Below are 24,657 nucleotides of genomic sequence, written 5' to 3'. Positions count from 1 at the left end.
TGGTTCCAGCATATCGGCGCGGCCGCCGACGGCTTGAACGGCTAGGATGGGCGACAGGATGCCGCAGTGGAGGTGGTGATGCGCGTGATGTTGCTGGGGGCGACCGGGCTGGTGGGCGGGCTGACCCTGCGCAAGCTGCTGGACGACCCGCGCTGCAGTGTCGTGGTCGCTCCCACCCGCCGCCCGCTGGGCATGACCCACGGGACGCTTGAGAACCCGGTCCTGGCCTTCGATGCACTGCCCGCCGCAGCCGAATGGGCCCGCGTGGACGCGGTCATCTGCGCGCTCGGCAGTACCATTGCCCAGGCCGGCAGCCGCGAGGCCTTCCATCGCATCGACCATGACTACCCGCTGGCGTTCGCCCGGCTGGCGCGGGCGCAGGGAGCACAGACCTATGTGCTGAACTCCGCAGCCGGTGCCAACCCGCAGTCGTCGATCTTCTACAGCCGGGTGAAGGGTGAGCTGGAGCATGACCTGCGCGCGCTCGACTTCGCTTCGCTGACGCTGGTACGTCCAGGATTGATTGGTGGCGAGCGTAACGAGGTGCGCCGCGGCGAGCGTTTCGCATTGACGGTACTCGGCGCACTGGGGCCAGTACTGCCACGGGCGTGGCGGATCAATCCGGCCAGCGAAGTTGCCAAGGAACTGGTCGAGGCCGCACTCGCCCCGCACCCGGGTGAACACGTAGTGGCATCGAGCGCACTGGCCGGCTGATGTCGCGTGCGCTGCGCCTGACCCAGCTTCAACAGTTGCTCCGCCGCCATCGGCGGCCGGTGGCCGGACAGGTGCTGGCCGAAGCCCTGGGCATCAGCCTGCGCACGCTGTACCGCGATATCGAGACCCTGCGCGAGCAGGGTGCCGATCTGCGCGGCGAGGCCGGCGTCGGCTACCAGCTGGCACCGAGCGATACCCTGCCGCCGATGACCCTGCCGCCCGCCGAGATCGATGCGCTGGTGCTGGGCCTGCGCTGGGTTGCGGCCCGCACCGAACCCGCGCTGGCCGAGGCCGCACGCGATGCCCTGGCGCGCATCGCGCATGTGTTGCCTGCCGCGCGTCGCGAAGCGCTGCGTGACAGCGGCCTGCGCGTGGGTCCCTCGCGTGCGGCAGCCAAGGTACCCGCTGCGCGCCTGCAGGCTGTGCGCGAAGCGGTGAGCGCGCAACAACGACTGCAGTTCGGCTACCAGGATGCGCAGGGCCAACGTACCGAGCGCATCGCCTGGCCGTTCGCGCTGGGCTACTTCGATGAAGTGCCAATGCTGGCGGCGTGGTGCGAAAGCCGCGAGGACTTCCGTCATTTCCGCTTGGACCGCATCAGCCAGGTGCGCGTGCTGGAGGATCGCTACCTCGTGCCACGCGCCACCCTGCTGCGGCGCTGGCAGAAGGCGCAGGGCATCGCACCGGATTGGTTGGACCGCTCGTAACCCCAACGAGGAATGGCGCTGTGCATCAATGCGGTGGGCTTACACAGCTGGTGGGCTATGTGCCGGGGGAGGCCGGGGTGGTACAGGTAATCGTCGACTCTATGGCCTGGGTTACGAGGCCCGACGCATCTTCCAAGAATGTCCTGACTCTCGAAACTTGAGGTTCACCAGGTTTACTGGGTGTACAACCCCAAGTGAAGGTGATGGGGGATGGGATGTTCTTATCGACTTTAGCGCGGCCCCCGTAGCAGATCCATCTGGCGGGACACGTCACGATCTCGAGGTTGATGTATACCGGAAACCTCGGATACCCACTGAAGTTCATCGTGGCAGTAACACTGGCGCCTGTTCCAGACACGTTCGGAACGCTGTCCAGCTGAAATGGCTTCGTCAGGGTAGCGACGCCCAGGGTGGACATTCTCTCTATGGGCATGAAGAAAAGGTCATTCTCCCAAGGAGAGCCATCGTTTCCCCTGCCATGAACAAGGCCGTAGGCCGAGTTGCCGGCATAGACGGGCCCACCACTATCGCCGCCTTTGTTCATCACGGTTCCATCAAGGCTGACGACTTGGACGTAGGTGCCAGCTTCCCCATTCCAGTTGGCTGCGAACTCTGCGTCTTTGATGGATCCGCATGTGCGACCGGTCGTTACGCCGAACTTGCAGACCGTTGTGCCTGGTGTCATGTCGGCCAGTGATGCCTCATCGGTTATCGCCAGTTTTTCCCCATCGACAATGATTTCGTTCGACTGGGAGAAGATGACGCCGCCACGCTGCTGTGCACCCCACTGAACGTCGTAAGATCCTTTGTTGCGTTCACTCTTGAACAGAATGCGAGCGGTTGGATTGCGCTGATAGTTGTCATTGTCACAGTGACCCGCAGTGGCCAAGCCTAGTTCGCGAGTTGCAGTTTCGACCACGTTGAAGCCGGCTGTGCAGAGCTGCTGCTGGTAGCCTTCCAGTCGCCGCCCGCCCGCTACAGTGTTTGTTGGCTCTATGAAACCTGTGGTCTCTTTTATGCGGATGAAGTCGGCGACAGAGAGAAGTTTGGAAAGTCTGGCGCGTACGGCATCGGGATCGCGTACATATACCTCGACGATAGAGCTCTTTATGTCTACCGTGGCTGCAAACTCAATGCCCGCCTTGACGAGCTGATCGGACACCTCCTCTTGGGTGGCGCGGAGAAGCTCGAGAGAACGTGGCGCGGCTTCTGCGACGTAGAGGCGGTCCTTGGTGTAAGCAGAAAGTTGGCGTGAGGCATCGCCGGTGAACCTCACCACGATCCTGAATTCAGGGGAGTGCTCGATGTAAAGGCCGGCGAACGTCTCCGGCTTCTCCCTCTGAAGCCGTGCGCTGAGTTTACCGGCGGCCCGTTCCGCATCCATTCGTTGCGCGGCTTCGAACGTGCCTACGTGCATGGTTTCCGCGTAGTGCTGTATTGCTACATCCTTGGGGGCGTCGTCCGCAAGGGCGGGAGAGGCGGTGAGGATGGCTGCCAACAACGGGAGATATCTGCGTATTGTGGTCATGAACTTTCCTTTTCATGTGTATTACGTGAAGCGGCGTTCCATCTGCATTTGACTCTAAATCACTTCTGTCTGTTGCAACTGGTAACTGCGTCTCCCTTTGATTGGTCCGGGGGGCTCCAAAAGAGCGAAGGTTCATCGCCGACGACAGCTCCCATCATGACTTGGCTTTGCGATATATCGCGAGATCACAGTGGGTCGCCTGCCTTTCCATCCGGTGGCGGAAGTGCCCGCAATACGCGAGATGTTCGAACGACGATCGACTCTACCTGGCCGATTTCATCTGCTTGATCTACTGACAGAATCTGTCAGCAGGGCCGTACCACCATGATCGCTCCCAACAACGGAGCTTTCCCATGTTCACGCCCAGCACCCTGCTGCAGTACGTGCGCGACGTTGCCACCAGCGCCACGTTCTACAGCGGCATCCTCGGCACGGCACCGGTCGAACAGTCACCCGGCTTTGCCCTGTTCCTGCTCGGCGATGGCGCCGCACTCGGCCTGTGGCAGCGCGATGACGTGCAGCCACCTGTGTCTGCGCAGGCCGGTGCCGCCGAACTGGCGATGGTGGTGGCCAATCCTGATGAAGTGCGGCAGTTGCACGATGCCTGGCGCGCACTCGGTGTGCAGATCGCGCAGGCGCCGGTGACGCTGGAATTCGGCCACACCTTCGTCGGGGTCGACCCCGATGGTCACCGGCTGCGTGTCTACAGCCGCGCCGAGGGCATGGTCGCGCGCGATTGATCCTCCCCTGACGCAGAACAACGGCGAGCCCACCGCAGCGACAGGTCGTTCAGTAGATCCACGCCATGCGTGGATGGCGCGCGATCCAGCAGGCACAAAAAAACGCCGGGCAGTGCCCAGCGTTCTTTCAACACATGTGCCAACCAAGGTTGGCACCTACCGATCAGCTGGCCAGCGCCAGATCGTCCATCATCGCGCGCAGGAAGCGGGCCGCTTCACCACCCGTGGCCGCGCGGTGGTCGAAGGTGACCGACAGCGGGATCACCTTGTGCGCTTCCACGCCGCCCATCACCGGGGTCATCTGGTGGCGGGCACGGCCGGCGCCGACGATGGCCACGCACGGCGGTACCACGACCGGGGTCGCGTAGCGGCCGGCGAACATGCCGAAGTTGGACAGCGAGATGGTGTAGCCGCTCAGTTCCGAGGCGGCGATCGAACGCGATTCGACCTGCTCGCGCAGGCGGTTGACGCCTTCACGGATGCCGCGTGCATCGAGCATGTCGGCATTGCGCAGCGCCGGCACGAACAGGCCGTCGTCGGTGTCCACGGCAATGCCGATGTCGACCTGGGCGTGCAGGGTGCGGGTCAGCGCTTCACCGTCGAACCAGGCGTTCATCGCCGGCACCTTCTGTGCGGCGACCACGATCGAACGCACCAGGCGCGCGGTGACGTCGTTGCCCGGCAGCCAGGCGTGGATGTCGGCGTCGTCGTTCAGCGTGGTCGGCACGACCTTGCTGTGCGCATCGGCCATCACGCGCGCCATGTTGCGGCGCACGCCCTTCAGCGGTTCCGGCTGGCCCTTGGCGACCACGCCCGGCGGCTGGGTACGCATCGGCTTGCCGGCAGCAGACAGCGGGGTGCGCGCTTCGCTCTGCACCGGGGCAGACACCTGCGCCGGGGCCGGCGTGGCATAGGCGGCAGCAGCGGCTGGAGCCGGAGCGGCACCGATCTTTGCGCTGCCATCCGCAGCTGCCTGCTTGACGTCGGCCATGGTCACCGCGCCATCGGCGCCGGTGGCGCGTACGCGGGACAGGTCCACGCCCAGCTTGCGCGCGGTGGCACGCACGGCCGGTACGGCCTTGACGCCACCGACGGCCAGCGCCTGCTCGGCGTGCACGGCGTTGGAGCTCTGCATCGCGCCGACCACGGTGCCGGCGTCATCACGCTCGGCGGCGGCGGGCTTGGCGGCTTCGGCGGCCACCGGTGCGGCAGCGGCCGGCAGCGGTGGCGGGGTCGGGGTCGGTGCTGCGGCAGGTGTGGCATGACCGTGGCTGTGGCCGGTGTCCTGGCCATCGGCGCGCTGCGGCAGGTTGGGGTCCAGCTCGAAGCTGGCCAGCACCGAGCCGGTCGGGATGATGTCGCCGGCAGCGCCGGACAGCTTCAGCACCTTGCCGGAGAACGGCGACGGTACTTCGACGACGGCCTTGGCGGTCTCCATCGAGACCAGCGGCTCGTCCAGCTTGATCACATCGCCTTCCTTGACGAACCACTCGACGATGGTCGCGTCCGGCAGGCCTTCGCCCAGGTCGGGCAGGTTGAAGTTCTTGGTCTGGCTCATTTGCAGTTCTCTTCCAGCAGTTCCAGTTCGCGGGCCGGCAGCCAACCCGTCGCGCCATTGGCGCGCTCGGACCACCACCACCCGCCGTGTTCGTGATGAAGCTTCACCATCTCGCCGCTTTCCACATCCAGCTCGCGGGCGTCGTAGTCGCACAGCGCTTCGGCGCGACCCTCGTCCAGCAGCTGCAACCAGGCGATGGGCGCCCATCCAGCGCGCCCATCGTTGGTGCGTACCCAGGCAAACGCCGGCCATTCCTCGTCACGGACACCTACTTCGACGATCTGGCCGGTGCGGAACCGGAGCGGGTTGGGATACTGGCTGCGGTAAGCCCCCAGAAGGCGGGCCCGCATGTCAGCCGGCCGCCACCGCGCGCTTGGCCGCAGCCACGATCCGCTCAACGCTCGGCAGGTACTTCATTTCCAGGCGGAACAGCGGAATGTGGGTGTCGTAGCCAGTGACGCGCTCGACCGGGGCCAGCAGGTCGTAGATCGATTCCTCGGCCAGGCGCGCGGCGATCTCGGCGCCGAAGCCCGCGGTCTTCGGGGCCTCCTGCACGATCACGCAGCGGCCGGTCTTGGCCACCGATTCGGCGATGGTGGCGAAGTCCAGCGGACGCAGCGTGGCCACGTCGATGACTTCGGCACTGATACCTTCGCCGGCCAGCTTGTCGGCCGCTTCCAGCGCTTCCTTCACCTGCGCGCCCCAGGTCACCAGGGTCACGTCGGTGCCATCGCGCAGCACGAAGCAGACGTCCAGTGGCAAGGCTTCGCCGTCGTTGACGACCACTTCCTTGTACTGGCGGTAGATGCGCTTGGGCTCCATGTAGATCACCGGATCCGGCTCGCGGATCGCGGCCAGCAGCAGGCCATAGGCACGCTGCGGCGACGACGGCAGCACCACGCGCAGGCCCGGCACGTTGGTGAAGATCGCCTCATTGGCTTCGCTGTGATGTTCCGGTGCGCGGATACCACCGCCCCACGGCACGCGCAGCACCATCGGGCAGTGCAGGCGGCCACGCGTGCGGTAACGCAGGCGTGCGGCGTGGCAGACGATATGGTCGACCATCGGGTACATGAAACCGTCGAACTGCGCTTCGGCCACCGGCTTCATGCCCTGTGCCGCCAGACCGATGGTCAGGCCGGCGATGGTGGTTTCATCCAGCGGGGTGTCGAGGATGCGCTCGGAGCCGAAGCGCTGCTGCAGGCCGGCGGTGGCGCGGAACACGCCGCCGTTGACGCCCACGTCCTCGCCCAGCACCAGCACCGACGGGTCGTGCTCCAGCTCCCAGGCCAGTGCCTGGGTGATGGCTTCGATCAGGGTGATGGGGGTGGTGGTCATGCTCTGTTCTCCGCGCGCGACGGCGGCGCTGTCGGCGGCGTTGGTGTGCGCGCCGGGCGCGCCGTTCTTGATCTCATCCATGGCGCTTCTCCAGGGCGATCGCCTGGGCACGCTGGGCCAGCAGGTCCTGCGGCGGATCGGCGTAGAGGAAATCGAACATCGCCTCGACCGGCTGCACCGGCGTGTTGAGGTACAGGTTCACTTCCTCGTCCACGCGCGTGCCGCACTCGGCGACCCAAGCGGTTTCCTCTTCCTCGCTCCAGACGCCGGCGTTGATCAGGTACTTGCGCAGGCGCAGCATCGGTTCGCGCTGCCAGGCATCCTTCACTTCGGCGTCGTCGCGGTAGCGGCGCGCGTCATCGGCGGTGGTGTGGTCAGACAGGCGGTAGGTCATCAGTTCCAGCACGGTGCCACCGTCGCCGGCCAGCGCACGTTCGCGCGCCTGCTCCATCGCCGCCAGCACTGCGATCAGGTCGTTGCCGTCCACCTGCAGGCAGTGCAGGCCGCCGGCCAGGCCCTTCTGTGCCAGCGTTTCGGCACCGGTCTGGGCCGAACGCGGGACCGAGATGGCCCAGCCATTGTTGACGATGCACAGGATCAGCGGCAGCTTGTAAGCGCCCGCCGAATTCAGTGCCGCGTAGAAGTCGGTCTTGGAGCTGCCGCCGTCGCCACACACGGCCACCGCGATCTGCGGTTCCTTGTTGAGCTTGAACTTCAGCGCGGCGCCTGCGGCATGCAGGCACTGGGTGGAAATCGGCACGCAGAACGGGAAGTCCTTGGCCGCGTTGCCGCCGTAGTCGTTGCCGCGTTCGTCGCCGCCCCAGTACATCAGCACGTCGTGCGGGCGCACGCCACGCATGAACATCGCGCCATACTCGCGGTACGAAGGCGCGAACACGTCGTCCTTCTGCATCGCAGCGCCGATACCCACGTGCGCGGCTTCATGGCCCAGGCAGGCGGCATAGGTGCCGAGCTTGCCGGTGCGCTGCAGCGCGATGGATTTGCTGTCGAACGTACGTACGAACAGCATCTGCTTGAACAGCGGTACCAGGACCTTGGGGTCGCGCAGCGACGCGGGCAGGTCATCGCGGACGAGCGTGCCGTCCACGTCCAGGTACTGCAGGTATTCGATCTTGAATTCAGCGGCAACCGTCATTGCGTACTGCACCTTCGACAGAGAAGTTACAAATGATATGAATCGCCATGTTAAGGAACGCGTACGGAATAGCCTTCCTGCGGCGCAACACGGCGATGCCCTGTTTTACCCCTGCCGGCGGGTGGGGGGCCAATAACAACAACGTATTCAGTCGTTGCTGCAAAGCATCAGAATACGCCTCTGGCTGACTGCCCGTGCAACGGCCCGAACGGTTCCACGCGCAGCCCCCATATCGGGGGATGCTCCACGGGCCCCCGGACGCCCCGGTATGGACGCGGCGGCTGCCAGCATGGCGGCAACGCGCTACCCTTGCCGCCCCCGATCTGGTCCCGCCCATGTCCGTCGACAACAACCAACGCGATCTCGAAGCTGGCATCCACACCGATCTGCAGGGGCGGCTGACCTATGGCGGCTACCTGCGGCTGGACCAGCTGCTCAGCGCGCAGCAGCCGTTGTCCAACCCGCCGCACCACGACGAGATGCTCTTCATCATCCAGCACCAGACCTCGGAGCTGTGGCTGAAGCTGCTCGGCCACGAACTGCGTGCCGCGATCGGCTTCCTGCAGCGTGATGAAGTCTGGCAGTGCCGCAAGGTGCTGGCGCGCAGCAAGCAGGTGCTGCGCCAGCTGACCGAGCAGTGGTCGGTGCTGGAAACGCTGACCCCGTCCGAGTACATGGGCTTCCGCGACGTGCTGGGCCCGTCCTCGGGCTTCCAGTCGCTGCAGTACCGTTACATCGAGTTCCTGCTGGGCAACAAGAACGCGCAGATGCTGCAGGTGTTCGAGCACGACCCGGCTGGCCAGGCGCAGCTGCGCACCGCACTGGAAGCGCCGAGCCTGTACGAGGAATTCCTGAAGTACCTGACCCGTTTCGGCCACGCCGTCCCGGCGGTGTACGAGGCCCACGACTGGACCCAGCCGCATGTGGCCGATGACGCACTGCAGCCGGTCTTCGAACGCATCTACCAGGACACCGATCGCTACTGGCGCGAGTATTCGCTGTGCGAGGACCTGGTGGACCTGGAGACCGCCTTCCAGCTCTGGCGCTTCCGCCACATGCGTACGGTGATGCGGGTGATCGGCTTCAAGCGCGGCACGGGCGGCTCGTCCGGTGTCGGTTTCCTGGCCAAGGCGCTGGATCTGACCTTTTTCCCCGAACTGTTCCAGGTGCGCACCAGCCTGCAGGCCGCACCCCCGGCCGATCTGGCCTGACTCCCATTCAGCTTGGTTCCCGGCCGGCGGCTGGATCGTTTCAGATGCAAGTTCAGCGAGCAGGCCGGCACCTGCCTCAAACGGCGTGTATTTGACGTGAACGCCAGAAGTCGGTGATCCTCGCGCGTTGCTCCACTGCACATCGGACGTGCTCGTCATCCACCGAACCAGGAAATCCGCATGAGCTTGAACGCCACTGCGAACACCCCAGAGCCGGCCGTGCCGGACTTCAAGACCATGATGGGCCACCCGCGCCCGTTGTGGATGCTGTTCATGACCGAGTTCTGGGAACGCTTTGCGTTCTACGGCATCCGCTGGGCCTTGGTGCTGTACATCGTCGCCCAGTTCCGTGATGGCAGTGCCGCCGGTGAAGCCGACGCCAGCCGCATCTACGGTGCCTACCTGGCGCTGGTGTACGCCGCGGCGATCTTCGGTGGCTACGTGGCCGACCGGGTGCTGGGGTACCAGCGCTCGATCCTGACCGGTGCGGTGATCATGGCCGCCGGCCTGTTCATGATCTCGTTGCCGGAAGAGCATCTGTTCAAGCTCGGCCTGGCCACGATCATCGTCGGCAACGGCATGTTCAAGCCGAACATCTCGACCATGGTCGGCAAGCTGTACGGCCTGAAGGATGAGCGTCGCGATTCGGGCTTCACCATCTTCTACATGGGCATCAACATCGGCGCGATGATCGCCCCGGTGCTGACCGAGTACCTGGCCCGCAAGGTCTTCGGCACCTCGGAAATGCCGTCCTACAAGGTCGTGTTCATCGCCTCGGGCGTGGGCATGCTGATCTCGCTGGTGTGGTTCTACATCGGGCGCGCCGGCCTGAAGGGCATCGGTGCTCCGCCGGCTGGCGCTGAAGGCTTCGGCCGTGTCGTCATGGTGCTGGTGGGCTCGCTGTTCGCCATTCCGGTGGCCTACTTCCTGCTGGCCACCGGCGCCACCGCGCTGGCCTGGATCCTGGGCGTGATGTTCGCCGCACTGGCCGTGCTGCTGCTGGTCGAGGGCATCCGCGAGGGCAAGGTGCAGCGCGACCGCGTGATCGCCATGCTGATCATCTTCGCCTTCAACGTGATGTTCTGGATGTTCTTCGAACAGGCCGGCAGCTCGTTCACCTTCCTGGCCGAGAACATCGTCAACCGCCAGATGGGCGACTGGACCTTCCCGACCGCCTGGTTCCAGTCGGTCAACTCGGTGGCCATCATCACCCTGGCGCCGATCATCGCCTGGATCTGGGTGGCCCTGGGCCGCGCCAATCCGTCGATTCCGCGCAAGTTCGGCCTGGGCCTGCTGTTCAACGGCGCCGCCTTCGCCCTGCTGATGTACGCCCTGTCGCAGATGGTGGTGGACGGCAAGATCCCGTTCTGGACCCTGTTCATGGTCTACGTCATCCAGTCCGTCGGTGAGCTGTGCCTGTCGCCGATCGGCCTGTCGATGGTGACCAAGCTGGCTCCGGTGCGCTTGGTCGGCTTCGGCATGGGTGGCTGGTTCCTGTCCACCGGCATCGGCAACAACCTGTCGGGCATCTTCGCCGGCGTTGTCAGTGGTGAAGGCGGCATGACGGTCGAGTCGGCACTGAAGGGGTATACCTTCGGGTTCTGGGCTCTGATCGGCTCTGGCGTGGTGCTGTTCCTGGTCGCCCCGCTGATCAACAAGCTGATGCACGGCGTCAAGTAATGATGAGAGGGTAGAAGGCATGCGTAGCAAGCTCGGTACTGCGGTAGCGGTGGTCTGTGCGGCGCTGATCGGCGCCTGTTCCCAACCGCAACCGCCTGCAGCCGCCGAGCCTACGCAGCCCCTGGATACCCGACCCACCGAGCCACCGGTCGCTGACCCCAGCGAACCGGTGGCCTCGGGCAACACCCCGGTGGCGGCGGACATCGCCGCCATCGCCGGGCTCGGTGCACAGTTCGACCCGGCCCGCGACCCGGCCAATGACCTGGCCACCGCCAAGGTGGAAGCCCAGCGCGGCAAGAAGCGCATCCTGCTCGAGGTCGGCAACGCCGCCTGCGAGCGCTGCCATGCGCTGGACGAACTGGTGGAAGGCAACGGCGACCTGCGCCGCTTCCGCGATGCCCACTACGTGTGGGTGAAGATCAACGCCAGTGACGAACAGCCCAACACCGCCTTTTTTGCCCAGTTCCCGATGATGGAACGCGACTACCCGTACCTGCTGGTGCTCGATGCCGATGGTGGACTGCTGGTATCGCAGGCGACTGGTGAGCTGCGCAGGGGCGAAGCTTTCCAGCCTGCCCGAGTGAGCGCCTTCCTCAAGCAGTGGGCACCTGACCGGTAGTGCCGGCCGCTGGCCGGCAACCTGGCTGGGTGCCACCTGCTGGTCAGCAGGCTCTGGTGGGTGCCAACCGTTGGTCGGCACAGACGTGCATCCACGCATGGCGTGGATCTATTGCGCGCGCCGTCACACTCTCCGAATCGGTGTCTCAATTTCACTGCGTGCACGCCGTTACCGGCAAGGACTTCAGTCGACGTCCCGTCGATGCAACCTACCGGAACGCCCATGCACAGCGACCACGCCGAACGATTGCCCGAACCTGCCAGCGCATTGGCCGAGAGCGGAGCAGATGAGGGCGTGAGCCTGCCGGCGCAGGAAGTGCTGCTCGATGACGATGGTACCGGCGAGAACACCGTTGAACTGACACCACCGCGCCACCGCCTGCCGCAGATCGCGCTGCCCGACAACGTGGTGCTGAAGGGGGCGGTGCAAAGGCTGGTCGAGCAGAAAGCGCGGCTGGATGCGCTGGCTGCCGAAGGCCAGCTGGCCGGGTTGCTGCCGCCGGAATGGCAGGGCCATGGCGTGCGGGCCATCGAACTGTCCACCTTCATCCAGGGCGTACTGCCGTTCCTGCAGCCGGGCGAACGTGGCGAAACCGCGCCGGCGCGCCTGCCGGTGCGCCACGTGCTGGGCGATGACAGCCGCTGGGGCCTGGACGATGTCTCCGAACCGAAATCGCTGGCCTGGTACCTGGCCAGTGATGAGCGCGCCACTGCCGGCAGCAAGGACGTGGCCGAGGCGTATCTGGTGGGTGCACTCGGCCTGGCGTGGATGCAGGAGGGACGCAGCCGTCCTGGATTCCTGCGCGCGATGGGCCAGGACAGCCTGGCGGCGCGGGTGACCATGCTTGGCTACCCGCCAGCGGGTGAGCTGGCGCTGTACAGCGTCACCGCCCATGGCCAGCCACAGATCTGGTGCGTGCATGGCCGACGCCGCATGCGCCCGTTGGTGGCGCCGTGGCTGAGCGTGCCGCTGATGACCGCCTACGGCGTGCCGGCGCCGGTGGCGTGGCCGTCCAGCTTTCCGCCGGTGGAGGCCGTGGCCGAGCTGCTGGCGACCGCACGGCAGGGGCGCGCGCTGCCGGAAGTAGACCTGGGCAAGGCGGTAGCGAAGATCGCCGAGGACGCCGCATCCGACGCCTGGCAGCCGGTCAGCCTGCTGCAGCTCAACACCTGGTCGCCGCGCTGGCACTTCTTCCTCGGCACCTTCGTCGGCCTGCCGTCGCTGCTCTTGGTGGCTGCGGCACTGGCGCTGCCAGGGGCGGTCGAAGCGGCCACGGTTGCTGCGTCACTCGGTTTTGCAGGTGGTGCCATCGCCGCGCTGGCCGTGCCGTGGATCCATGCACGCCGCAAGCATCTGAGCTGAGGCGCGGAAAAAAGGGACAGAGGGGATAAAGCCGCAATCAGCACAGTTGTGCCCAAAACGACTTGATCCCCTCCGTCCCCTTTTTCTTTCAGACCCCTTCGCCCATCCGCTCCAGGCCGTCGCCGGCCAGGCGCAGGATCAGCTTCTCCAGCACCTGCTCCTCCTCCTCGCTCAGCACCGACATCAGCTTGCGGGTGATCTCGATCACCATCGGCGCAATGGTCTCGTACACCTCGAAGCCGGCTGCCGACAGCGCCAGCACCGAGCGACGGCGGTCGTCGCCATGGGTCTCGCGCTTGATGAAGCCACGCTCCAGCAGGCGGGCCACGGCGCGGCTGACCGCCACCTTGTCCATCGCCGTGCGGTCGGAGACCTCGCTGGCCGAGGAACCCGGGTACAGCGCCAGGATGGTGATCACCCGCCATTCGGGGATCGCCAGACCGTAACGATCGCCGTATAGCTTGGCGATGTTGCCGCTGACCCGGTTGGACAGCACGCTCAGCCGGTAAGGCAGGAACTGTTCCAGGTCGAGCAGGACGTGCGAGGAACGCAGGCGGGTCGAAACGGGATCGGCGGGGCTCATGTTGCGGTGCACCTTGCTGGTGGTTTCAAGTGTAACTATAAGGGGTAGGTCCAGACCCTGCATTCTCGCCGGGTCCCTACCTGCCCGCACCTGGTTTGTACCGATGCGGTACCGATTCGGAGCCACGCCATGAATACCGCAGTCCCGACCGCCTCGCATCCCAACCCCGGCATGCAGGTCACCACCTTCGAGAACCCGATGGGCATCGACGGCTTCGAGTTCGTCGAATTCGCCGCCCCGGCCGGCCGTGGCCAGGAGCTGCACGAGTACTTCCGGAAGATGGGCTTCAGCGCGGTGCTCAAGCACAAGCAGCGTCCGATTACCGTCTATCGCCAGGGTGACGTCAACTTCCTGGTCAATGAAGACCCCGATTCGTTCGCCGCCGACTTCGCCGAAAAGCACGGTCCGTGTGCCTGCGGCTTCGCCATCCGCTTCAAGAAGCCGGGCCAGGAGGTCTACCAGACCGCGCTGGGCAACGGCGCCGAAGCCATCGCCTTCAAGCCGGACAGCAAGGCGGTCAATGCCCCGGTCATCAAGGGCATCGGCGACTGCATGCTGTACCTGGTCGACCGCTATGGCAGCGCCGGCAGCATCTTCGACGGCGACTATGAGTTGATCGCCGGTGCCGACCTGCACCCGGTGGGCTTCGGCCTGACCTTCATCGACCACCTGACCCACAACCTGTACTTCGGCAACATGCAGCAGTGGTCGGACTACTACGAGCGTCTGTTCAATTTCCGCGAGATCCGCTACTTCGACATCAAGGGCTTGAAGACCGGCCTGGTGTCCAAGGCGATGACCGCGCCGGACGGCATCGTGCGCATCCCGCTGAACGAATCGTCCGACCCGAAGAGCCAGATCAACGAGTACCTGGACGCTTACAAGGGAGAGGGCATCCAGCACATCGCCTGCTTCACCGAGAACATCTACGAGACCGTCGAAGCGATGCGCGCGCAGGGCGTGGACTTCCTCGATACGCCGGAGACCTACTTCGACGTGATCGACCAGCGCGTGCCGAACCACGGTGAAGACGTGGCGCGCCTGGCGAAGAACAAGATCCTGATCGATGCCGATCCGGAAACCCACCAGCGCAAGCTGCTGCAGATCTTCACCCAGAACTGCATCGGCCCGATCTTCTTCGAGATCATCCAGCGCAAGGGCAACGAAGGCTTTGGCGAAGGCAACTTCACCGCGCTGTTCGAAAGCATCGAGCGCGACCAGATCCGCCGCGGCGTGCTGTAACGTTCATCGGTAGCGCCGGGCCACGTCCGGCGGCTGCTCATCTGTAGAGCCGAGCCATGCTCGGCTGCTATCCGTTCCGGCATCGCCGTTCCAGGAGCCACCATGTCCCCCACCATCACCGCCCGCGGCTACCAGTCCGGCTTCGGCAACGAATTCGCCACCGAGGCCGTCGCCGGCGCGCTGCCGGTCGGGCAGAACTCGCCGCAGAAGGTGGCCCACGGCCTGTACGCCGAACAGTTGACCGGCACCGCCTTCACCGCGCCGCGCGGCAGCAACCGCCGCAGCTGGCTGTACCGGATCCGCCCGGCGGTCACCCATGGTGAGTTCACCCCGTTCGCGCAGTCCCAGCTGCAGTGCGATTTCGCTGCGCAGCCGGCGTCGCCGAACCAGCTGCGCTGGAGCCCGCTGCCGCTGCCGGAACTGCCGACCGACTTCGTCGAAGGCCTGTACACGATGGGTGGCAGCGGCTCGCCCGACGCGCATGCCGGTGTGGGCATCCACCTCTACGCCGCCAACCGCGACATGGTTGGCCGCTACTTCTACGATGCCGATGGCGAACTGCTGATCGTGCCGCAGCTGGGCGCGCTGCGCCTGCTGACCGAACTGGGCGTGATCGAGATCGAACCGCAGCAGATCGCGGTGATTCCGCGTGGCGTGCGGTTCCGCGTCGAACTGCCCGATGGCCCGAGCCGCGGCTACATCTGCGAGAACTACGGTGCGCTGCTGAAGCTGCCTGACCTCGGCCCGATCGGCTCCAACGGCCTGGCCAACCCGCGCGACTTCGAGACCCCGCACGCGGCGTTCGAGGATATCGATGGTGATTTCGAACTGATCGCCAAGTTCGAAGGCCGCCTGTGGCGCGCGCCGATCGACCATTCGCCGCTGGACGTGGTGGCCTGGCACGGCAATTACGCGCCGTACCGCTACGACCTGCGCCGCTTCAACACCATCGGCTCGATCAGCCATGACCATCCGGACCCGTCGATCTTCCTGGTGCTGCATTCGCCCAGCGACACGCCGGGGACCAGCAACATGGACTTCGCGATCTTCCCGCCGCGCTGGCTGGTGGCGCAGAACACGTTCCGCCCGCCGTGGTTCCACCGCAACATCGCCAGCGAGTTCATGGGCCTGGTGCATGGCGCCTACGACGCCAAGGCCGAAGGCTTCGTGCCCGGCGGCGCGTCGCTGCACAACTGCATGAGCGGCCACGGCCCGGATGCGCCGACCTTCGACAAGGCCTCCAACGCAGACCTGTCCAAGCCGGACGTGATCAAGGACACCATGGCCTTCATGTTCGAGACCCGCGCGGTGATCCGCCCGACCGCGCAGGCCTTGGCTGCCGGCCATCGGCAGGGTGATTACCAGCAGTGCTGGAACGGCCTGCGCAACAACTTCCGGTCGTCCCGCTAGCTTGGTGGGTGCCGACCTTGGTCGGCACGGATCCTGATCGCATCCACGCCATGCGTGGATGATTGCCGTCGGAACCTGCGGTTACGCCATCTCGGCGAACGCGTCGCAATGCTCCAGCGGCAGCGCTTCCAGCAGGCGCTGGCGTACGCGCTGGCAGTAGCCGTCCGAGGTCAGCGCGGGCAGCACCTGCAGCGCTGACTGCAGCCGCTGCAGCACTTCGTCTTCCGCACGCGCCTGCTGCAGGTCGCGGAACACCGCAGCGGCCTGCGGGTGGCGCTGCATCTCCAGGATGCCCAGCACGTAGATGCGCGCGGCCACCAGCGAGCGGCGGCGTTCGACCGGTGTCGCAGGCACCGCAGCCTGCGCTGGCAAGATGGCAGCGGCTTCGGGGGAGGGGGCGGGCGTCGCTGCGGCCGGCCCTGTGCTCAGATAGCCCGCCTGCACCAGCTGGATGACCATCGCCGGAGCCTCCGGGCCAAGCAGGCCGGTCAAGTCGGTGATGCTGCGCTGGCCGTCGCACAGGATCAGCAGCCGCCTCTGGCGCATGTCCAGCGGCGCGCGGTGGGCCTGCAGCGCGGTTCGGGCGAGATCGGTCTTACGCGGTTGCATGGAGGGGACGGCCAAGTCGGTGCACGCCGAGCCTGAACGAAGGCCATGAAACGGCGATGACAATGCAGCACCTGCACATGTGCTGCGCTAGCGTGCAGCCACCTTCGTGCCAGGGAACCGCACCGATGAAGCACCTCCCGATTGCTGGTCTGTTGCTGCTTTCGCTCACCGCCTGCGGCGGCCAGGACAAACAGGGGGCGGCCGGCAGTGGCAGCGACACCCCAGCCGAAACCGCGTCGGCGACCGGGCCCGCACAGTCCGCCGATCCCGATCTGGCCGCGCGCCCGGCCAATGATCTCCGCAGCGACAGCCCAGCACACCTGGACGGCTACGCCGGCGCGAAGCTCGGTGCAGCCATCGCCGAGGTCCGCAGCGGCTTCGGCGCGCCGCTGCGGGGCGTGGGCAGCGATGCTGCCGGCAAACCGCTGCCGGTCGACGACAACAACGATGGCTGCTATTTCCTGCGTCCGCAGAATGCCGAAGATCCGCGCCTGATGATCGAAGGCCGCAAGCTGGTGCGCTATGACGTGCACAATGCTGCGGTCATCGCACCGGGCGGCGGCAAGGTCGGCATGACCCTGGGCGAGTTGCAGGTGCTGTATCCCGAGCGCGGTGACGTCGTCCCCGACAAGTACGACGAGAAGGCCCAGCACCTGCGCGTGCGGCCGGCGCAGGAGGGCGGTGCGGTGGTCGACTTCGCACTCGGTGCGGACGGCCGGGTCGGCGCGTGGCGGGTGGGCCAGACCCCGCAGGTCGATTATGTGGAAGGCTGTGGCTGATCCTTGATCCACGGCCCAGCCTTGCGCGCGGGCCAAGCGTAGAATCGCGCCACGACCGCTGGGGGAGTGCTCGATGATCGCCATTGCAATTGCCTGGTTCCTGCTCGGCCTGCTGCTGCTGGCGCTGGGCGGGGACTCCATCGTCAAGGCCGTGTCCGGCCTGGCGCAACGCTTCGGCGCCAGTCCGTTCACGGCTGGCCTGTTGCTGCTCGGGGTGAACACTTCGCTGCCGGAACTGGCGGTCAACGCACGCGCGCTGGCGGTCGGCCAGCCGGAGCTGGCGCTGGGCAACGCGGTGGGCAGCAGCATCGTCAACCTGGGCCTGACCCTGGCCGTCGCTGCGATGGCTGCGCCGCTGCTGCTGCGCGCGCGATTGCAGACGGTACTGTGGTGGTCGCTGCTGGCGGCGGGCGTGGTGCTGATCCTGTTCGGTCTTGATGGTGGCCTGGCGCGCTGGGAAGGCGGCGTGCTGGTGGCCGGTTTCATCATCTTGCAGGTGGTGCTGCTGCGTCGTGGCCGCAGCGAGAGCGCCGAGGTGCAGGCGGTGATCGCCGAGTCCGCGTTGAGCCGTACCAGCCTGCCGTTGAACGTGCTGCGCGTGGTGATCGCGGCGCTGGCGCTGTACTGGGGCGCCCGCCTGGTGGTCGGTGCGGCGGCGGACTTCGGTGTTGCACTGGGGTGGACGCCGCTGCTGGTCGGTCTGCTGCCGGTCGCGATCGGTACCGCGCTGCCGGAGGTGGCAACCGCGATCGCTGCGGCACGCCGTGGCCATGGCGACATGGTGATGGGCCACGTGCTGGGCTCCAGCGTGGTCAACCTGCTGCTGGTGATCGGTGCGATGGCGGTCCTGCAGCCGCTGGCGCTGCCGGCCTCGTTCGTGCGCCTGGAGCTGCCGGCGCTGCTGGCCTTCGCGCTGGTGCTGTACCCGATGTTGCGTGGCGACCTGAAGATCAGCCGTGGCGAAGGCGTGATCCTGCTGGTCGCGTTTGTTGGCTGGTTCGTGCTGGAGTTGCTGCTGGTGGGTGCACCCGGGTTGTAGAGCCACACCATGCGTGGATGCGGTTGGTTCCGTGCCGACCAAGGTCGGCACCTACCGGTCACCCCGCCAATGATGCGGTAGCTGCCAACCTTGGTTGGCACTCGCAGCAACAAAGTGCCGACCAAGGTCGGCATCTACCGGGGTTACCGGTTCTGCGCGTGCTCTTCTTCCCGCACCGGCTCCGGCGGCGGCAGCTGCTCTTCGGCAGCCGGTTCGTTGCCGGGCAGGCTGGGGCGGGTTTCCATCAGCAGCGACAGCGCGGCCTTGGCCATCATGTGCGCGCTGATCGGTGCGGTGATGAACAGGAACACGGTGATCAGCAGCTCGCGCGGCTGCGGGTCCTGGCCGAGGAAGATGTGGTAGCACACCGAGCACACCAGCACGCAGCCCACGCCCAGCGTGCTGGCCTTGGTCGGCGCGTGCAGGCGCTTGAAGAACGTGGACAGCTTCACCAGGCCCAGCGCACCGACCAGGATGAAGAAGCAGCCGAACAGCAGCAGGATCGACAGGCCGACCTGGATCGCGGTGATCATTCGACGATGTCCCGGCGCAGCACGAACTTGCTCAGCACCACGGTGCTGCCGAAGCCGAGCATGGCGATGACCAGGGCAGCCTCGAAGTAGATCGCGGAGTTCAGGTACATGCCGAACAGCATCAGCTCGGCGATGGCGGTCACCGACAGCGTATCCAGCGCAAGGATGCGGTCGGGCACGGTCGGTCCGCGCAGCAGGCGCCAGGTGGCCAGCAGCATGGCCAGGCCGACCACGTGCATGCACACCACCAGCGTGGTCTGGATGATCTGGAATCCAGTCATGGGAAAATCTCCATCAACGGGGCTTCGTAACGTCGTTTGATCGTATCGATCAGCGCCTGCGGATCCTCCAGGTGCAGCACATGCACCAGCAGGAACCTGCGGTCTTCGCTGAGCGCGGCCGAGACCGTGCCCGGGGTCAGCGTGATCATGCTGGTCAGCGCGGCGATGCCGTGGATGTTGGCGATGTCCAACGGCAGCCAGATGAAGCCCGGATGGATGTTCTTCTCCGGGCCCAGCACCTGCAGGGCGACGCGGATGTTGGACATCAGGATGTCCCACAGGGTCACGCACAGCAGCTTGGGCAGCGGGCGCAGGGTACCGATGCGGGCGAACTCGCGGTCCAGGCGCGCGGCGAACAGTGGCACCACCACGCCCAGCACCAGGCCGAGCACGGTCTGGCCGACGGTGAAGCTGTCGGACATCAGCAGCCAGAACGCCACCACCATGATGCTGAGCATCGGTGAGGGAATGATGCGGCGGAACAGTGAGCGCTGGGCGGTCATGGCTGGCGGATCTCCGGTGCGGTCGCGCGCAGCTGCTGCACGTACTCGCCGGGCTGCAGCAGCTGTGCGGCGGTGGCGTCGGTGTAGCGCATCAGCGGCGCGGCGGCCAGGGTCATGCCGATGCCATAGGCCAGCAGGATGCAGGCGGCGTACAGCTCGACCCGGCGCAGCCGTGCCTTGCGCGGCGGCGGCGCTTCCGGATCGACCGGCGGCACGCGCCAGAACAGGCGGATGCCACCGCGGGTCAGGCCCATGATCACCAGCAGGCTGCTGACAAGAACCGCGGTCCAGACCGGGCCGGTGTACTGCGCCGGCATGCCGGCCAGCAGCGCGGCCTTGGCCAGGAAGCCGGACAGCGGCGGCAGGCCAGCCACCGACACCGCGGCGATCAGGAACAGCACCGCCGGCGTCTCCTTGCCCGGCATCGGCGCCACCACTTCCTTGCGGTCGCTGGCGCCACCACGGCGGCGGCGGATCAGGTCGGCGATCAGGAACAGCGCGGCGGCGACGAAGCTGCTGTGCGGCAGGTAGTACAGGCCGGCCGAAAGTACTTGCGGCGTGCCCACCGAGAAGGCGATGAACAGCGTGGCGGCCGAGACGATCACCAGGTAGGAGATCAGCACGCGCAGGCGGGTCGCGGCCAGCGCACCGAGGCCACCGAGCACCAGTGTCGCCACGCCGGCCCACAGGAGCCAGTCGCGGCCATAGCCGGCCATCGCACCGGCATCGTCGCCGAACCACAGCATCTGGATGCGCAGCACCGCATACAGGCCGACCTTGGTCATGATCGCAAACAGTGCGGCCACTGCGGCCGGCGCGCGCGAATAGGCTTCAGGCAGCCACAGGTACAGCGGCATCAGTGCGGCCTTGGCGCAGAACACCAGCAGCAACAGGCCCATCGTCGCCTTCACCAGGGTCAGCTGTGCCGGCGGCACCTCGGCGATGCGCTGCGACAGCTCGGCCATGTTCAATGAGCCCAGCGAGGCGTACAGCAGGCCCAGCGCGATCAGGAACAACGTCGAAGCGGTGACGTTGAACACCACGTAGTGCAGGCCGATGCGCATGCGCAGGCCGCGGCCGCCACTGAGCAGCAGGCCGTAGGAGGCGATCAGCATCACCTCGAAGAACACGAACAGGTTGAAGATGTCGCCAGTCAGGAACGCACCGTTGAGGCCGACCAGCTGGAACTGGAACAGCGCATGGAAGTGCGGTGCGCGGCGGTCCCAGCCCGAGCAGGCATGCAGCAGGCAGGGAATGGCCAGCAGCAGGGTGGTCAGCAGCATCCACGCCGACAGCCGGTCGGCGACCAGCGCGATGCCCAGGCGCGACGGCCAGTCGCCGAGCAGGTAGACGCTGATATCGCCACTGGCGGTGGTGGCGAACAACAGGCCCACCACCAGCGCCAGCGCCGACAGCGAAGTCCAGGCCACAGCGCGCTGTACCTTCGGGCCATAACGGCGGTGCTCGACGAACAGCGACAGCGCGGCACCGAGCAGGGGAACCAGGATCGGCAGGATCACCAGGTGGTTCATGCGCGGTCCTCGCCCTGGCGCGGCGGCACACCCTCATCCTGCAGGTCGTCATCCGGCTCGTGAGCGTCCACGTGGTCGCTGTGGTTGTCGCTGCGGCTGCGCATGGCCAGCACGATGCTCACTGCGGTCATCGCGAAGGCAATGACGATGGCGGTGAGCACCAGCGCCTGTGGCAGCGGATCGGTGTAGTTGCCGAGGTTGCTGTCCACGCCCTCCTGCAGCACTGGCGCCTTGCCCAGCACCACACGGCCACCGGCGAAGATCAGCAGGTTGGTGGCGTAGGACAGGAAGGTCATGCCGAGGATCACATCGAAGCTGCGCGCGCGCAGCAGCAGGTAGATGCCGATAGCGGTCAGCACGCCGATCGCGGAGGCCAGGGCCAGTTCCATCAGTGCATCTCCCCGGTACGTGCCGAGCGGCGTTGCAGGTCGATCTCGCCCTTGCGAGCGGTGCGGGTACGAGAGGGTTTCACGGTGGCCATCATCGACAGCATCAGCATCGCGCCACCGAACACCACCAGGTACACGCCGATATCGAAGCCGATCGCGCTGGCCAGCGGTACCTCGCCGATCAGCGGAAGGTGCAGGTCGAGGTGGCCGCTGGTCAGGAACGGCACGCCGAACAGCATCGACGCGCTGCCGCTGAGGATGGCGATCAGCAGGCCCATGCCGATGCAACGGATGTAGTCGAAGCCGAAGCGCGATTCCACCGATGCGGTGCCCTGGATCACGTACTGGATCAGCAGCGGCACGGCCAGCACCAGGCCGGCGATGAAACCGCCGCCGGGTGCGTTGTGGCCGCGCAGGAACAGGAAGATCGACACGGTCAGGGTCAGCGGGAACATGATCTGGGCCAGGTCGGCCGGCACCGGCAGCTTGATCGGCGGGCCGGGCATGATCTGCTCCGGTGCCATCCGCGTGCGTCGCAGCAGTGCGTGCACCACCAGCGCGGCAATGCCGAACACGGTGATCTCGCCGAAGGTATCGAAGCCGCGGAAGTCGACCAGGATCACGTTGACCACGTTCTGGCCGTAGGCCTCGGGCAGGGCGCGGGCGAGCAGCTCGCCAGCCATGGTGTTCGGCGGCAGGGTCATCGCGGTGTAGGCGAGCGCACCCAGGCCGGCACCGGCGATGATCGCGATCACCGCATCGCGGCGCTTGCGCCAGCGCGGGCGCTCCGGCCCGGACTGCGCGGGCAGGTAGTTCATGCCCAGCAGCATCAACACCAGGGTCACCATCTCCACCAGCAGCTGGGTCAGCGCTAGGTCCGGTGCGGACAGGAACACGAAGGTCAGCGCCACCATCAGGCCGACGCCGCCGACCAGCAGCACCGCCAGCAGGCGTTGCTTGTAGACGCGCAGGGTGGCAACCGCACAGGCCATCATCACCAGCCACAGCGCCCAGCCCAGCAACGGGATCGGCTGCGGCGCGGTCCAGTTCGGCGAGGCCGGATTGGCCACGAACGGCGCGGCGGCGACCACGATCGCCACCAGCACCAGGCCCAGCAGCATGCGCTGCAGGCTGCCGTTGGCGATGCCGTTGGTCAGGCGCTGTGCTGCGGCTGAGAGCAGATCCAGCTGGCGGTGGAACACGTTGCGGCCGGGGCTGGTATTGGTCACCCCGTGCAGGTTGATCAGCCTGCGCAGGCCGAAGTACAGCGCCACGCCACCGACCACGCCGATCGCGCTCATCGCCAGCGGCAGGTTGAAGCCATGCCACACCGCCAGGCTGTATTCGGGCATGGCATTGCCGAGGATCGAGGCCGCAGCGGCGTGCAGCACCGGCGCCACGGTCAATGCCGGGGCCACGCCCACCGCCACGCAGATCACTACCAGGATCTCCACCGGCACCTTCATCCAGCGCGGCGGCTCGTGCGGTACGCGGTCCAGATCGTGCGGGCCGGGGCCGAAGAAGGTGTCATGCACGAAGCGCAGGCTGTAGGCCACGCCGAACACGCCGGCCAGCAGCGCGGCGATCGACACCGCCGTGCGCATGGCCTGGGTGCCGCCTGCGCTGATCGCCTCGGCGAACAGCATTTCCTTGGACAGGAAGCCGTTGAGCAGCGGAATGCCGGCCATTGCCAGCGAGGCGATGATCGCCAGCGCGCTGGTGAACGGCATCAGCCTGTGCAGCCCGCCCAGCTTGCGCATGTCACGGGTGCCGGTTTCGTGGTCGATGATGCCGGCGGCCATGAACAGCGAGGCCTTGAAGGTGGCGTGGTTGAGGATATGGAACACGCCGGCCACCACCGCCATCGGCGTGGACAGGCCGAACAGCAGGGTGATCAGACCCAGATGGGAAATGGTGGAGTAGGCCAGCAGGCCCTTCAGGTCATGCTGGAAGATCGCGTTCCAGGCACCGACCAGCAGGGTCAGCGCGCCGATGCCACTGACCGTATAGAAGAACAGATCGCTGCCGGCCAATGCCGGATGCAGGCGCGCCAGCAGGAACACGCCGGCCTTCACCATGGTGGCCGAGTGCAGGTAGGCCGAGACCGGGGTCGGCGCGGCCATTGCGTGCGGCAGCCAGAAGTGGAACGGGAACTGCGCGCTCTTGGTGAAGATGCCGGCCAGCACCAGGAACAGCGCGTACGGGTACAGCGCGCTGGCGCGGATCTGCTCGCCGGCGGCCAGCACCACGTCCAGGTCGAAACTACCGACGATGCGGCCGATCAGCAGCACGCCGCCGAGCAGGGCCAGGCCGCCGCCGCCAGTGATCACCAGCGCCATGCGCGCGCCCTCGCGGGCGTCCTGGCGGTGCGACCAGAAGCCGATCAGCAGGAACGAGCTGATGCTGGTCATTTCCCAGAAAACCATCAGCAACAGCAGGTTGCCCGACACCACCATGCCCAGCATGGCGCCCATGAACAGCAGCAGGTAGATGTAGAAGCGGTGTGCGTTGTCCTGGCTGCTCAGGTAATAGCGCGCATACAGCACCACCAGCGCGCCGATGCCAAGCACCAACCCGGCGAACATCCAGGCCAGCCCATCCAGGCGCAGGGTGAAATCCAGGCCGATCTGCGGCAGCCAGGGGACCATCGTCCGCACCACCTGGCCGTCGAGCACCGATGGGGTCAGCCAGGCGAGGATGGCCAGCCCGCCCAACGGCGCCAGCGCCGCCAGCCAGGCAGCAGTCGAGCGCGAACTACGGGGGAAGGCCGCAACAGCCACTGCCATCAGGAACGGCAGGGCCAGCAGCAGGGGCAGGCTGGGGAGCATGCAGGGAATCCATGATTCACGAGCAGGTCAGGGAGGATAACAGGCTGCGAAATGTCGCCGAAACCCATCGAACAGCGATCAATTGCATGTAACGTTCGCTGATTCATTTTTTCTGCGGCGCAACATCACGTTCCTGCAGTCGCTCCCTGGCTGCCCTCGGGGATCACCCTACGCCCACGCAGGGAGACCGCAGGCCCTGTCGCACAGGGGCTGCCGTCGACGGGCGGGAGGTGGGGGGCGGGTCACCGGCGCAGGCTGGCAGGGCCGCCGTGGACTACGGGTGACGGAATCTGCCCGTTCAGGAAACAACAGCCCT

Annotated in this window: 24 protein-coding genes; 11 read left to right on the top strand and 13 right to left on the bottom strand. The window is 66.3% G+C overall.

Annotated elements, in window-relative coordinates:
* The first annotated feature begins 78 nt into the window (after positions 1-78).
* Positions 79-714, top strand: a complete 636-nt coding sequence (locus DI041_RS04695; RefSeq protein ID WP_211195206.1) for a Rossmann-fold NAD(P)-binding domain-containing protein — start codon at positions 79-81, stop codon at positions 712-714.
* Complete coding sequence (locus DI041_RS04690) at positions 714-1,421, top strand: helix-turn-helix transcriptional regulator (protein WP_136639144.1); 708 nt, start codon at positions 714-716, stop codon at positions 1,419-1,421. Before DI041_RS04695 ends, DI041_RS04690 begins: the two co-directional genes overlap by 1 nt.
* Before the next feature lie 55 nt (positions 1,422-1,476).
* Here the strand turns inward: DI041_RS04690 and DI041_RS04685 are convergent, their stop codons facing one another.
* Complete coding sequence (locus tag DI041_RS04685) at positions 1,477-2,949, bottom strand: S1 family peptidase (protein WP_046984838.1); 1,473 nt, start codon at positions 2,947-2,949, stop codon at positions 1,477-1,479.
* A 353-nt stretch (positions 2,950-3,302) separates the two neighbouring features.
* Between DI041_RS04685 and DI041_RS04680 the strand changes: the two genes are divergently transcribed.
* A complete protein-coding gene (locus DI041_RS04680) occupies positions 3,303-3,689 on the top strand; it encodes a VOC family protein (protein ID WP_136639145.1) in 387 nt (128 codons plus the stop codon).
* A gap of 163 nt (positions 3,690-3,852) precedes the next feature.
* Here the strand turns inward: DI041_RS04680 and DI041_RS04675 are convergent, their stop codons facing one another.
* Genes DI041_RS04675 through pdhA form a run of 4 tightly spaced genes read right to left on the bottom strand, consistent with a single transcriptional unit; the run spans position 3,853 to position 7,741 of the window.
* Entirely contained in the window at positions 3,853-5,247 is a 1,395-nt protein-coding gene (locus tag DI041_RS04675) for a dihydrolipoamide acetyltransferase family protein (RefSeq protein WP_136639146.1), read from the bottom strand.
* The gene (locus tag DI041_RS04670) at positions 5,244-5,597 is read right to left on the bottom strand and encodes an SH3 domain-containing protein (RefSeq protein ID WP_012512332.1); all 354 of its coding nucleotides are present in this window, start codon (positions 5,595-5,597) and stop codon (positions 5,244-5,246) included. The genes DI041_RS04675 and DI041_RS04670 overlap by 4 nt, the downstream gene beginning before the upstream one ends.
* A 1-nt stretch (position 5,598) precedes the next feature.
* Entirely contained in the window at positions 5,599-6,666 is a 1,068-nt protein-coding gene (locus DI041_RS04665) for an alpha-ketoacid dehydrogenase subunit beta (RefSeq protein WP_006474353.1), read from the bottom strand.
* On the bottom strand, positions 6,659-7,741 hold the full coding sequence (gene pdhA / locus DI041_RS04660) for a pyruvate dehydrogenase (acetyl-transferring) E1 component subunit alpha (protein ID WP_046984835.1): 1,083 nt from the start codon (positions 7,739-7,741) through the stop codon (positions 6,659-6,661). The genes DI041_RS04665 and pdhA overlap by 8 nt, the downstream gene beginning before the upstream one ends.
* Positions 7,742-8,076: 335 nt before the next feature.
* On the opposite strand from pdhA, the gene DI041_RS04655 reads away from it, so the two are divergent.
* From DI041_RS04655 to DI041_RS04640, 4 genes are all read left to right on the top strand, one after another.
* Positions 8,077-8,952, top strand: coding sequence for a tryptophan 2,3-dioxygenase (locus DI041_RS04655; protein WP_136639147.1), 876 nt, complete (start codon positions 8,077-8,079; stop codon positions 8,950-8,952).
* A 180-nt stretch (positions 8,953-9,132) separates the two neighbouring features.
* Positions 9,133-10,632 (top strand): peptide MFS transporter, encoded by a 1,500-nt coding sequence (locus DI041_RS04650; protein WP_136639148.1) that lies wholly within the window; start codon positions 9,133-9,135, stop codon positions 10,630-10,632.
* A 19-nt stretch (positions 10,633-10,651) separates the two neighbouring features.
* Positions 10,652-11,251 carry a thioredoxin family protein gene (locus tag DI041_RS04645; RefSeq protein WP_136639149.1) on the top strand — a complete coding sequence of 200 codons (600 nt, stop codon included), beginning with the start codon at positions 10,652-10,654 and terminating at the stop codon, positions 11,249-11,251.
* A gap of 222 nt (positions 11,252-11,473) precedes the next feature.
* Positions 11,474-12,613, top strand: coding sequence for a hypothetical protein (locus DI041_RS04640; protein WP_136639150.1), 1,140 nt, complete (start codon positions 11,474-11,476; stop codon positions 12,611-12,613).
* 88 nt (positions 12,614-12,701) lie between these two features.
* Here the strand turns inward: DI041_RS04640 and DI041_RS04635 are convergent, their stop codons facing one another.
* Entirely contained in the window at positions 12,702-13,259 is a 558-nt protein-coding gene (locus DI041_RS04635) for a MarR family winged helix-turn-helix transcriptional regulator (protein ID WP_081307605.1), read from the bottom strand.
* A gap of 66 nt (positions 13,260-13,325) precedes the next feature.
* Here DI041_RS04635 and hppD point away from each other — a divergent pair, with 66 nt between their 5' ends.
* Positions 13,326-14,438, top strand: coding sequence for a 4-hydroxyphenylpyruvate dioxygenase (hppD, locus tag DI041_RS04630; RefSeq protein WP_211195207.1), 1,113 nt, complete (start codon positions 13,326-13,328; stop codon positions 14,436-14,438).
* Positions 14,439-14,540: 102 nt separating this feature from the next.
* A complete protein-coding gene (gene hmgA, locus DI041_RS04625; protein WP_136639151.1) occupies positions 14,541-15,848 on the top strand; it encodes a homogentisate 1,2-dioxygenase in 1,308 nt (435 codons plus the stop codon).
* Between the two features lie 81 nt (positions 15,849-15,929).
* On the opposite strand, the gene DI041_RS04620 is transcribed toward hmgA, so the two are convergent.
* On the bottom strand, positions 15,930-16,457 hold the full coding sequence (locus DI041_RS04620; RefSeq protein ID WP_046984829.1) for a hypothetical protein: 528 nt from the start codon (positions 16,455-16,457) through the stop codon (positions 15,930-15,932).
* Between the two features lie 125 nt (positions 16,458-16,582).
* Between DI041_RS04620 and DI041_RS04615 the strand changes: the two genes are divergently transcribed.
* Positions 16,583-17,236, top strand: a complete 654-nt coding sequence (locus DI041_RS04615) for a hypothetical protein (protein WP_136639152.1) — start codon at positions 16,583-16,585, stop codon at positions 17,234-17,236.
* Positions 17,237-17,309: 73 nt separating this feature from the next.
* Positions 17,310-18,275 carry a sodium:calcium antiporter gene (locus DI041_RS04610; RefSeq protein ID WP_136639153.1) on the top strand — a complete coding sequence of 322 codons (966 nt, stop codon included), beginning with the start codon at positions 17,310-17,312 and terminating at the stop codon, positions 18,273-18,275.
* 143 nt (positions 18,276-18,418) lie between these two features.
* Here DI041_RS04610 and DI041_RS04605 read toward each other — a convergent pair whose 3' ends face one another.
* The 6 genes from DI041_RS04605 to DI041_RS04580 are packed head-to-tail and all read right to left on the bottom strand — an operon-like array spanning position 18,419 to position 24,341.
* A complete protein-coding gene (locus DI041_RS04605) occupies positions 18,419-18,808 on the bottom strand; it encodes a Na+/H+ antiporter subunit G (RefSeq protein WP_046984826.1) in 390 nt (129 codons plus the stop codon).
* Positions 18,805-19,089, bottom strand: coding sequence for a K+/H+ antiporter subunit F (locus tag DI041_RS04600; RefSeq protein ID WP_006399171.1), 285 nt, complete (start codon positions 19,087-19,089; stop codon positions 18,805-18,807). The genes DI041_RS04605 and DI041_RS04600 overlap by 4 nt, the downstream gene beginning before the upstream one ends.
* The gene (locus DI041_RS04595; protein WP_006399169.1) at positions 19,086-19,592 is read right to left on the bottom strand and encodes a Na+/H+ antiporter subunit E; all 507 of its coding nucleotides are present in this window, start codon (positions 19,590-19,592) and stop codon (positions 19,086-19,088) included. Before DI041_RS04595 ends, DI041_RS04600 begins: the two co-directional genes overlap by 4 nt.
* Positions 19,589-21,124, bottom strand: a complete 1,536-nt coding sequence (locus DI041_RS04590) for a monovalent cation/H+ antiporter subunit D (protein WP_046984824.1) — start codon at positions 21,122-21,124, stop codon at positions 19,589-19,591. Before DI041_RS04590 ends, DI041_RS04595 begins: the two co-directional genes overlap by 4 nt.
* The gene (locus DI041_RS04585; RefSeq protein WP_046984823.1) at positions 21,121-21,513 is read right to left on the bottom strand and encodes a Na+/H+ antiporter subunit C; all 393 of its coding nucleotides are present in this window, start codon (positions 21,511-21,513) and stop codon (positions 21,121-21,123) included. Before DI041_RS04585 ends, DI041_RS04590 begins: the two co-directional genes overlap by 4 nt.
* Positions 21,513-24,341, bottom strand: a complete 2,829-nt coding sequence (locus DI041_RS04580; protein ID WP_136639154.1) for a monovalent cation/H+ antiporter subunit A — start codon at positions 24,339-24,341, stop codon at positions 21,513-21,515. The genes DI041_RS04585 and DI041_RS04580 overlap by 1 nt, the downstream gene beginning before the upstream one ends.
* Between the last annotated feature and the right edge of the window lie 316 nt (positions 24,342-24,657).

It is taken from the genome of Stenotrophomonas maltophilia, from assembly GCF_004920835.1.
Lineage (GTDB): Bacteria > Pseudomonadota > Gammaproteobacteria > Xanthomonadales > Xanthomonadaceae > Stenotrophomonas > Stenotrophomonas maltophilia_AQ.
The sequence above is the reverse complement of the archived record's forward strand: the minus strand, read 5'-3'. Positions and strand labels throughout refer to the sequence as shown.

Coding starts and splice junctions, on each gene's coding strand:
- DI041_RS04695 (WP_211195206.1), top strand. CDS start 79: ATGCGCGTGATGTTGCTGGGGGCGACCGGGCTGGTGGGCGGGCTGACC.
- DI041_RS04690 (WP_136639144.1), top strand. CDS start 714: ATGTCGCGTGCGCTGCGCCTGACCCAGCTTCAACAGTTGCTCCGCCGC.
- DI041_RS04685 (WP_046984838.1), bottom strand. CDS start 2,949: ATGACCACAATACGCAGATATCTCCCGTTGTTGGCAGCCATCCTCACC.
- DI041_RS04680 (WP_136639145.1), top strand. CDS start 3,303: ATGTTCACGCCCAGCACCCTGCTGCAGTACGTGCGCGACGTTGCCACC.
- DI041_RS04675 (WP_136639146.1), bottom strand. CDS start 5,247: ATGAGCCAGACCAAGAACTTCAACCTGCCCGACCTGGGCGAAGGCCTG.
- DI041_RS04670 (WP_012512332.1), bottom strand. CDS start 5,597: ATGCGGGCCCGCCTTCTGGGGGCTTACCGCAGCCAGTATCCCAACCCG.
- DI041_RS04665 (WP_006474353.1), bottom strand. CDS start 6,666: ATGGATGAGATCAAGAACGGCGCGCCCGGCGCGCACACCAACGCCGCC.
- pdhA (WP_046984835.1), bottom strand. CDS start 7,741: ATGACGGTTGCCGCTGAATTCAAGATCGAATACCTGCAGTACCTGGAC.
- DI041_RS04655 (WP_136639147.1), top strand. CDS start 8,077: ATGTCCGTCGACAACAACCAACGCGATCTCGAAGCTGGCATCCACACC.
- DI041_RS04650 (WP_136639148.1), top strand. CDS start 9,133: ATGAGCTTGAACGCCACTGCGAACACCCCAGAGCCGGCCGTGCCGGAC.
- DI041_RS04645 (WP_136639149.1), top strand. CDS start 10,652: ATGCGTAGCAAGCTCGGTACTGCGGTAGCGGTGGTCTGTGCGGCGCTG.
- DI041_RS04640 (WP_136639150.1), top strand. CDS start 11,474: ATGCACAGCGACCACGCCGAACGATTGCCCGAACCTGCCAGCGCATTG.
- DI041_RS04635 (WP_081307605.1), bottom strand. CDS start 13,259: ATGCAGGGTCTGGACCTACCCCTTATAGTTACACTTGAAACCACCAGC.
- hppD (WP_211195207.1), top strand. CDS start 13,326: ATGAATACCGCAGTCCCGACCGCCTCGCATCCCAACCCCGGCATGCAG.
- hmgA (WP_136639151.1), top strand. CDS start 14,541: ATGTCCCCCACCATCACCGCCCGCGGCTACCAGTCCGGCTTCGGCAAC.
- DI041_RS04620 (WP_046984829.1), bottom strand. CDS start 16,457: ATGCAACCGCGTAAGACCGATCTCGCCCGAACCGCGCTGCAGGCCCAC.
- DI041_RS04615 (WP_136639152.1), top strand. CDS start 16,583: ATGAAGCACCTCCCGATTGCTGGTCTGTTGCTGCTTTCGCTCACCGCC.
- DI041_RS04610 (WP_136639153.1), top strand. CDS start 17,310: ATGATCGCCATTGCAATTGCCTGGTTCCTGCTCGGCCTGCTGCTGCTG.
- DI041_RS04605 (WP_046984826.1), bottom strand. CDS start 18,808: ATGATCACCGCGATCCAGGTCGGCCTGTCGATCCTGCTGCTGTTCGGC.
- DI041_RS04600 (WP_006399171.1), bottom strand. CDS start 19,089: ATGACTGGATTCCAGATCATCCAGACCACGCTGGTGGTGTGCATGCAC.
- DI041_RS04595 (WP_006399169.1), bottom strand. CDS start 19,592: ATGACCGCCCAGCGCTCACTGTTCCGCCGCATCATTCCCTCACCGATG.
- DI041_RS04590 (WP_046984824.1), bottom strand. CDS start 21,124: ATGAACCACCTGGTGATCCTGCCGATCCTGGTTCCCCTGCTCGGTGCC.
- DI041_RS04585 (WP_046984823.1), bottom strand. CDS start 21,513: ATGGAACTGGCCCTGGCCTCCGCGATCGGCGTGCTGACCGCTATCGGC.
- DI041_RS04580 (WP_136639154.1), bottom strand. CDS start 24,341: ATGCTCCCCAGCCTGCCCCTGCTGCTGGCCCTGCCGTTCCTGATGGCA.